Genomic DNA, 7020 nt, shown 5'->3' with positions numbered 1-7020 from the left:
CATCCAACAGGGATGTTGACTGACACACCGCTTTCGCGAGCAAGCCCGCTCCCACAGGGACTTTGTGATGCCAGGAAAATCCAGGTCAACCACAGGGGCCCTGCTGTGCCTGAAAAATCCAGGTCAACCACAGGGGATCTGCTGTGCCTGAAAAATCCAGGTCAACCACAGGGGATCTGCTGTGCCTGAAAAATCCAGGTCAACCACAGGGGATCTGCTGTGCCTGAAAAACCCAGGGCAACCGCAGATCAAACCTGTGGGAGCGAGCCTGCTCGCGAAGGCGTCGGCACATCCAACAGGGATGCTGACTGACACACCGCTTTCGCGAGCAGGCTCGCTCCCACAGGGGTTTTGTGGTGCCAGGAAAATCCAGGCAACCACAGGGATGCGCAAACTTGAACCCAGGCTTGTCTAGAACAGGCTTTGCACCTGCTCCAGCACTGCGCGGTTCATCTGGCCGGTGTGGGTGTGCAGGCTCACATAGCTTTGCAGCATGTCGAGCTTGGTGTTGAGCAGGTCCCGGCGGGCCTGGAACAGTCGCTGCTGGGCGTCAAGGATATCCACCGTGGAACGCACCCCGCCCTGGAAGCCTTTTTCCGTCGAGGTCAGCGCTCGCTGGTTTGACTCCACCGCCCGCTGCATGGCCTTGCTCTTGGCGAACCCGGCGACGACGCCCAGGTAATCGGCCTCGATGTCCTCGGCCAGCTGCTGGCGCTGCACGTCGTAGTCAGACTGCGCACCCGCCAGTTGCGCTTCGGCCTTGGCCACCGAGGCCCGTACCGCCCCGCCGCGGTACAGCGGAATGTCCAACTGCACGCCCACATAATAGGTGTCCTGGCGCGGGTCGAGTTCCTGGTATTGACGGGTTTCACGGCGGGTCAACTGAGTGGTCAATGACAACGTCGGATAATGACCAGCACGCTGACTGTCGGCCTGGGCCTCGGCGACTTTCACCGCTGCCAGCCGAGCGGCCAGCTCGGGGCTGGCCTGGCGGGCAATCGCGGTCCAGTATGGCAAGTCCTGCTCCGGCGGGATCGGGCTACCGGCGGCCAGTTCCTCGCGCATCGGCAGGATGTCATCGATGGGCACACTGGCCCGCCCGGACAACGCCCGCAATGCCGCCACGCGACGGGCCTGGGCTTCGGCTTCCTGGGCCTGCACCAGGTCGAGCCGCGCCTGGGCTTCGTCGATATCGGTGATCGCCCCCTGGCCGCCCTCATAAAGCTTTTTACTCTGGATGACCAAGCCTTGGATCGCCGCCTTCTGCTGCTGGATCAGCTTGATCTCGTTCTCGGCCCGTGCGACCTCGAAGTACCCCTTCGCCACTCGGTCATACAAGGTCTGGCCGGCCACGTCGAACACCTGGGTGCCCAGTTTTCCCCGCGCCTTGCCCTCTTGGTACGCCGCCCAGCGGGCCTTGTCGTAGAGCGGTTGTTGCGCCGCCAGGGTGACGTTGTTCGCCTGGTAATCATTGCTGTTGACGTAACTGCTGTCGTCGCCGCCGTCGGTCCGCCCACCGTAGCCATAACGCGAGGACAGCGAGACTTGCGGATAGAGGCCGCCGCGACCGATGTCCTCCTCGTGCCGCGAGGCTTCAAAGGCGTGGGCCGCCGCTTGCACGGTCGGATCGTTGAGGCGCGAGGCATCGTAGGCGGCGGTGAGGCTCAAGCCACTCTCCGCGGCCCACACAGGACTGAGCACCACCCAACCGGTCCACAGGCTTAGCAGTACACGCACGCAAGAGCGGCAACGGTCGACCATGCTCATTCCTCCTTGAAGGCTGCCAGCAAGCGTTCACGCAACGGTTTCATCAGGTAATTCATCAAGGTGCGTTCGCCCGTCACCACCGTGACATCGGCGAGCATGCCGGGGCGCACCAGCAGGCCGGCGCTTTGCAACGCGGCCACGGTGTCGGCGGGAATCTCGACCTTGGCGGAGAAGTACGGTAGGTGCGTCTGCTCGTCGATCAGTTGGTCGGCCGATACGGTCGTCACGGTGCCGGTGACCGTCGGCGTATCCACCCGTTGCAGCGCGGTGAAATGCACGTGCACCGGCAGGCCCGGGCGCAGTTTGTTGGCCATCAGAGGCTCGAAGCGGGCGGTGATCGCCATCGGCGCATCCAGCGGCACCACTTGCATCAGGGTCTGGCCAGCCTGCGCCACGCCGCCGACCGTATGAATGCTCACGTCCATTACCTGCCCGGCCACCGGTGCGCGGATCGCACCGTTGTCGACTTCGAACTGCAAGGCCCGGATCTGATCGGCATAACCGGCCGCCTCGGCCGAGACCTCGCTGAGCTGCGTCTCGGCATCGCGGCGAAATTCCTGCTGCGCCTGCAAGGCCTTGAGCCGGCTTTCGTTGATCGCCTGGCGGGTCCTGCCGACATCCCCTACGCCGGAGGCGATCTGCCCCGCCAACTGGGCCGCGTTGCGCTCGGCCTCGAACAGTTTGTTGCGCGGAACGTAGCCTTCCCGGGCCAGGTCACGCAGGCCTTCAAGCTCCTGCTGCTGAAAACGCATCTGCGCGTCGTAGTTGCGCTTGACGCCTTCGTAGCCCAGCAACTGTTGCTGCAACGCCGCGACTTCGTGCTCGATGATCTGCAAGCGGCTGCCCAGCTCCGCACGACGTGTGATGAACAACTGACTCTGCAAGGTCATGGCCGCCTTCACTCGTGGCTCGTCGGCGCGCGCCAGCAGCTGCGCAGGCCATTGGATCTCGGCGCTGCCCAGGCGCTCGGCAATCAGGCGCGCCTCGATGCTGCGATCATTGAGCAGCTTGCCCAGGGTCACGTCCAGTTGCGACTGCGCTTGCACCGTGTTGAGCTGCACGAGCAATTGCCCCTGGGTAACCCGGTCGCCATCGCTCACCAGCAGCTTTTCCACCACTCCGCCGACCAACGACTGCACCGCCTTGCGCTCCCCCGCCACCACCACGGTGCCGCTGCCCACCACTCCCTGGTCGAGTGGCGCCAGGCAGGCCCAGAGCAGGAAACCGCCCAGCGTCAGGACCAGGAATCCCACGCCATAACGCGCCGCATTCCCGGCATCAGTCCGAGCGCTGGGTAGTGTCGTGGTGCCGCGCACGCTCAGCCCCTGCTCGCTGTAGGTCTGTGCCTCAGGGATCAGATCACGCATCGCCGCCCGCCTCCCGGACCGCGGCCGGTCGCGGCCCCGGCATCAGTGCCTTGAGCACCCGGTCCCGAGGGCCGAACGCTTGTTGAGTCCCGTCCTTCAACACGAGGATGTGATCGACCACCGCCAGCACACTGGGCCGATGCGTGATCAAGACCACAGTGCTGCCGGCCGCCTTGAGGGCACTGATGGCTTGGACCAGCGCCAGCTCGCCGGCGTCATCGAGATTGGAGTTGGGTTCATCGAGCACGATCAGCGAGGGCCTTCCGTAGAGCGCGCGCGCCAGGCCCAGGCGTTGTTTCTGCCCACCGGACAAGCCAAGCCCGCCGGGGCCCAGCGGCGTGTCGTAGCCCTTGGGAAACCGCAGGATCATTTCGTGGATACCGGCATGCCGTCCGGCAGCGATGATCTGGTCGGCGTCCTGCTCACCGAAACGGGCGATGTTGTCGGCGACCGTGCCGTCGAACAACTCGATGTCCTGGGGCAGGTAGCCGAGGTGCGGGCCCAGGGCGTCGTGGGACCACTGGCTGATCTCGGCATCGTCCAGGCGCACCGACCCGCCCATGGCCGGCCAGACCCCGACCAGGGCGCGGGCCAGGGTCGATTTGCCACTGGCACTGGGCCCGACCACGGCCAGCACGTCGCCCTTGGCGAGGCTGAAATTGATCCCGCGCAGGATCGGTTGCGAAGCCCCCGGCGGGCCGACATACAACTGCTCCAGGCGCACCGCCCCGGTGGGCGGCGGCAATGGCATGCGCAAGCGATCACGAGGGTGCTGCGCCAACAGTTGGCTCAGGCGCTGGTAGCTCTGGCGCCCGGAATTGAATTGCTTCCACGAGCCGATGGCGATTTCCACCGGCGCCAGGGCTCGCCCCAGCAACAGCGACATCGCAATCATCATGCCCGCCGACAGTTGGCCTTCCAGTACCAGCAAGGCCCCCAGCCCGAGGGCCAGGGATTGTCCGGAAATCCGCACGAAACGCGTCGCCGAGGTGATGCGCGCACCGCGGTCGCTGGCATGGGCCTGGGCGGCAATGATGCGCTGCTGCAACAGGCTCCAGCGCTGGCGCAACGGCCCGAGCATGCCCAGGGCCTGGATGACTTCAGCGTTGTGCAACGTGCTGTTGACATAGATTGACGACTGCACCCCCAGGCGATTGGCTTCGCCCAGGCGCGTACGTGTCGCCAGTTCGCCCCACAGCGCCAAGCCGATCAGCACCAGGGCGAGCACCAGCGTCAGCACGCCGAACCAGGGATGGAAGATGAACGCCACCAGCAGGAAGATCGGCAGCCAGGGCGCGTCGAGCAGCGCGATCAGGCCCTGCCCGGTGATCAACTGCCGCAGTGTCGCCAGGTCAGTGAGCACCTGCGCCGGGTTAGCGTTGTGTTCCCGCAGGCTGCGGGCGAAGGCGGCGTCGAAAACCCGCTCGCCCAAGGCATCGTCCAGCCCCGCGCTCATGCGAATCATCACCTCGCCGCGCACCCACTCGATCAGGGCACTGAACATGAACAGTCCCAGGGCCATCAAGGTGAGCATGAACAAGGTGGTTTCGTTACGGCTGGTGAGGACCCGGTCGTAGACCTGCATCATGTACAGCGACGGCACCAACACCAGCAGATTTATCACGCCACTGAACAGCGCCAGGGCCCAGAACACCCGGCGGTAGCTCAGCAAGGCAGCATCGATGTCATGACGCGGATCGAGTAGAAACCCCATGGGAAAATCGCCTGCAAGAGAAAGGGTCGGTCCAGGACGCAATCCATCGCAAAGCTCTTTTCCCCGAAAGTGCTCGAGAAAAACCATCCAGCTGATATGCCGATAACAGGGACGATCCTCATCCCCACAGACGCCAATTACTGACAACGCGACCGCGGGTTAGTGCCGGTTCGCAGGGCTGGGTTTGCAAGTGGGTGACAGGCGGAAGGGCCGCGCTTCAAGACTGAGGTTTTTGCGTCTTGAATGGGCTGAAAAGAGGGTTTGTTGACGCCAGTAACGTGGCGTCAACAGGGTAAAAAATGAGGCATCAGCCGAGGGAAGCGACGCTCTCGGGCTGGGGTGGATGCCGCGACGTCGCCAGGCCGATAAAGGAAATGATCAGCGCCAGGCCCAGGGTCGTGCTCACCTCGCTGCGGTGCTCGGGCGAGATCATCATGACCGCCAGCGCCGCCGAGATGAACACGATGACCAACCAGGTCAACCAGGGAAACAACCACATGCGAAAAGGCAGCTCGATGTTCTGTCGTTGCAGCATCCGGCGCATGCGCAGTTGCGAGATGGCGATCACCAGGTACACCAGCAAGGCGATGGCACCGGAGCTGGCGAGCAGGAACTGGAACAGGCCGGCGGGCATGAAGTAGCTGAACAAGGTGACACCCGCGCCCAGCACGGTACTGGCAATCACCGCGGACCGTGGCACACCGGCCGAGGATGTCACCTTCACGGCCTTTGGCGCATCGCCGCGACGGCCCAGGGAATACAGCATCCGCGAGGCGATGTAGATCGAGGAGTTCATGCAACTGGCCACGGCAATCAGCACCACCACATCCACCAGGAATTTGGCGTGGGGAATGTTCATCAACTCAAGCGCCCGCTGGTAGGAGCCCACTGAAGCCAGGAGTGGATCGTTCCACGGCACCACGGAAATGACCACGAAGATCGACAGCAGGTAGAACACACCGATGCGCCAGATCACCGAACGGGTGGCCTTGGCAATGTTCTGCGCGGGGTTGTCGGATTCAGCCGCCGCGATGGTCACCGCCTCCGTACCGATGAAGCTGAACATGATGGTGATGAACGCGCCCACTACCGCCGACAGGCCGTTGGGGGCGAACCCGCCGTGCTCCTCCATCAACCGGCCCAGGCCGCTGGCTTCGCGCTCGGGAATCCAGCCCATCAGCACTGCGAAACCCAGGGAGATAAAACCAATGATCGCCACGACCTTGGCCATGGCGAACCAGAATTCGAACTCACCGTACTTCGACACGCTGAACAGGTTCGTCACCGCCAGCAAAACGATCGACACCGAGGCGAACAGCCAGGCATCGACGGCGGGAAACCATTGGTTGAGCACATGACCGGCGGCCAACGCTTCGATGGGAATCACCAGCACCCAGAACCACCAGTAGAGCCACCCGATGGTGAAGCCGGCCCAGCGCCCGATGGCCTGGTCGGCATAGGTGGAGAAGGAGCCAGTGTCCGGATTGGCGACCGCCATCTCACCCAGCATGCGCATGACCAGGACCACCAACGTCCCGGAAAACAGATAGGCCAGCATGACGGCCGGGCCGGCGGCGGCAATGGCATGACCCGATCCCACGAACAGACCCGCACCGATGATCCCGGCAATGGACAGCATGGTGACGTGACGAGGCTTGAAGCCCTGTGCCAGATGGCCGTTCGAATCCTTGAAGCTGGGGCTGGTCATTTTCTTATTCTCTTGTGATCGAACATTGAGGCGCGCGCAGGAACAATCGGTGTTTCGGTTTTTCCGCCCCTCCTGGAAGCGGCACCATCAGGTTTGTATTGATCCACCCTGGGCGAACGTGCGCACTTGCGGTGAAAAGTTGCGCCACGTTACCCGCCTTCCCTCCCGAGTTAGTTACCTGAACGCGCCACCTATGTGCCTGATTTCGCCAAGTGAGGCATGGCGTTTTGCCTCTTGCCAAGCGTCTGGACCGGGGCATTCAGCCAGGTCCGTGGGGCTGGAATGAAATACCCCTTAAAAACTTTACTGGGTTAAGTATTTTGCGTGGAGCACCAGGCGCTATCGCCATGCCTGTCAGTTTTGTGGTGTCAACAAATCCTGGGAACACCCCAAAACAACTGTGGGAGCGGGCTTGCTCGCGAAGGCGTCGGGTCAGTCGCCATTGATGTGGCTGACACACCGCC

4 protein-coding genes are annotated in these 7020 nt (G+C 63.3%); all 4 read right to left on the bottom strand.

The annotated features are described in order from the left end of the window. Positions 1-411: 411 nt before the first annotated feature. Positions 412-1761, bottom strand: a complete 1350-nt coding sequence (locus tag HU767_RS28305) for a TolC family outer membrane protein (protein WP_186731088.1) — start codon at positions 1759-1761, stop codon at positions 412-414. A 2-nt stretch (positions 1762-1763) separates the two neighbouring features. After that, a complete protein-coding gene (locus HU767_RS28300; RefSeq protein WP_186731087.1) occupies positions 1764-3134 on the bottom strand; it encodes an HlyD family type I secretion periplasmic adaptor subunit in 1371 nt (456 codons plus the stop codon). Further along, positions 3127-4848, bottom strand: a complete 1722-nt coding sequence (locus tag HU767_RS28295; RefSeq protein WP_186731086.1) for a type I secretion system permease/ATPase — start codon at positions 4846-4848, stop codon at positions 3127-3129. The genes HU767_RS28300 and HU767_RS28295 overlap by 8 nt, the downstream gene beginning before the upstream one ends. A 307-nt stretch (positions 4849-5155) precedes the next feature. Next, positions 5156-6556 carry an amino acid permease gene (locus HU767_RS28290; protein ID WP_186710285.1) on the bottom strand — a complete coding sequence of 467 codons (1401 nt, stop codon included), beginning with the start codon at positions 6554-6556 and terminating at the stop codon, positions 5156-5158. Positions 6557-7020 lie beyond the last annotated feature (464 nt).

The organism is Pseudomonas sp. SWRI179 (assembly GCF_014268705.1).
Taxonomy (GTDB): domain Bacteria; phylum Pseudomonadota; class Gammaproteobacteria; order Pseudomonadales; family Pseudomonadaceae; genus Aquipseudomonas; species Aquipseudomonas zanjanensis.
The sequence above is the reverse complement of the archived record's forward strand: the minus strand, read 5'-3'. Positions and strand labels throughout refer to the sequence as shown.

Bases quoted from the DNA above. Each gene is read 5' to 3' on its own strand.
- HU767_RS28290 (WP_186710285.1), bottom strand. From the start codon at position 6,556: ATGACCAGCCCCAGCTTCAAGGATTCGAACGGCCATCTGGCACAGGGC.
- HU767_RS28300 (WP_186731087.1), bottom strand. From the start codon at position 3,134: ATGCGTGATCTGATCCCTGAGGCACAGACCTACAGCGAGCAGGGGCTG.
- HU767_RS28295 (WP_186731086.1), bottom strand. From the start codon at position 4,848: ATGGGGTTTCTACTCGATCCGCGTCATGACATCGATGCTGCCTTGCTG.
- HU767_RS28305 (WP_186731088.1), bottom strand. From the start codon at position 1,761: ATGGTCGACCGTTGCCGCTCTTGCGTGCGTGTACTGCTAAGCCTGTGG.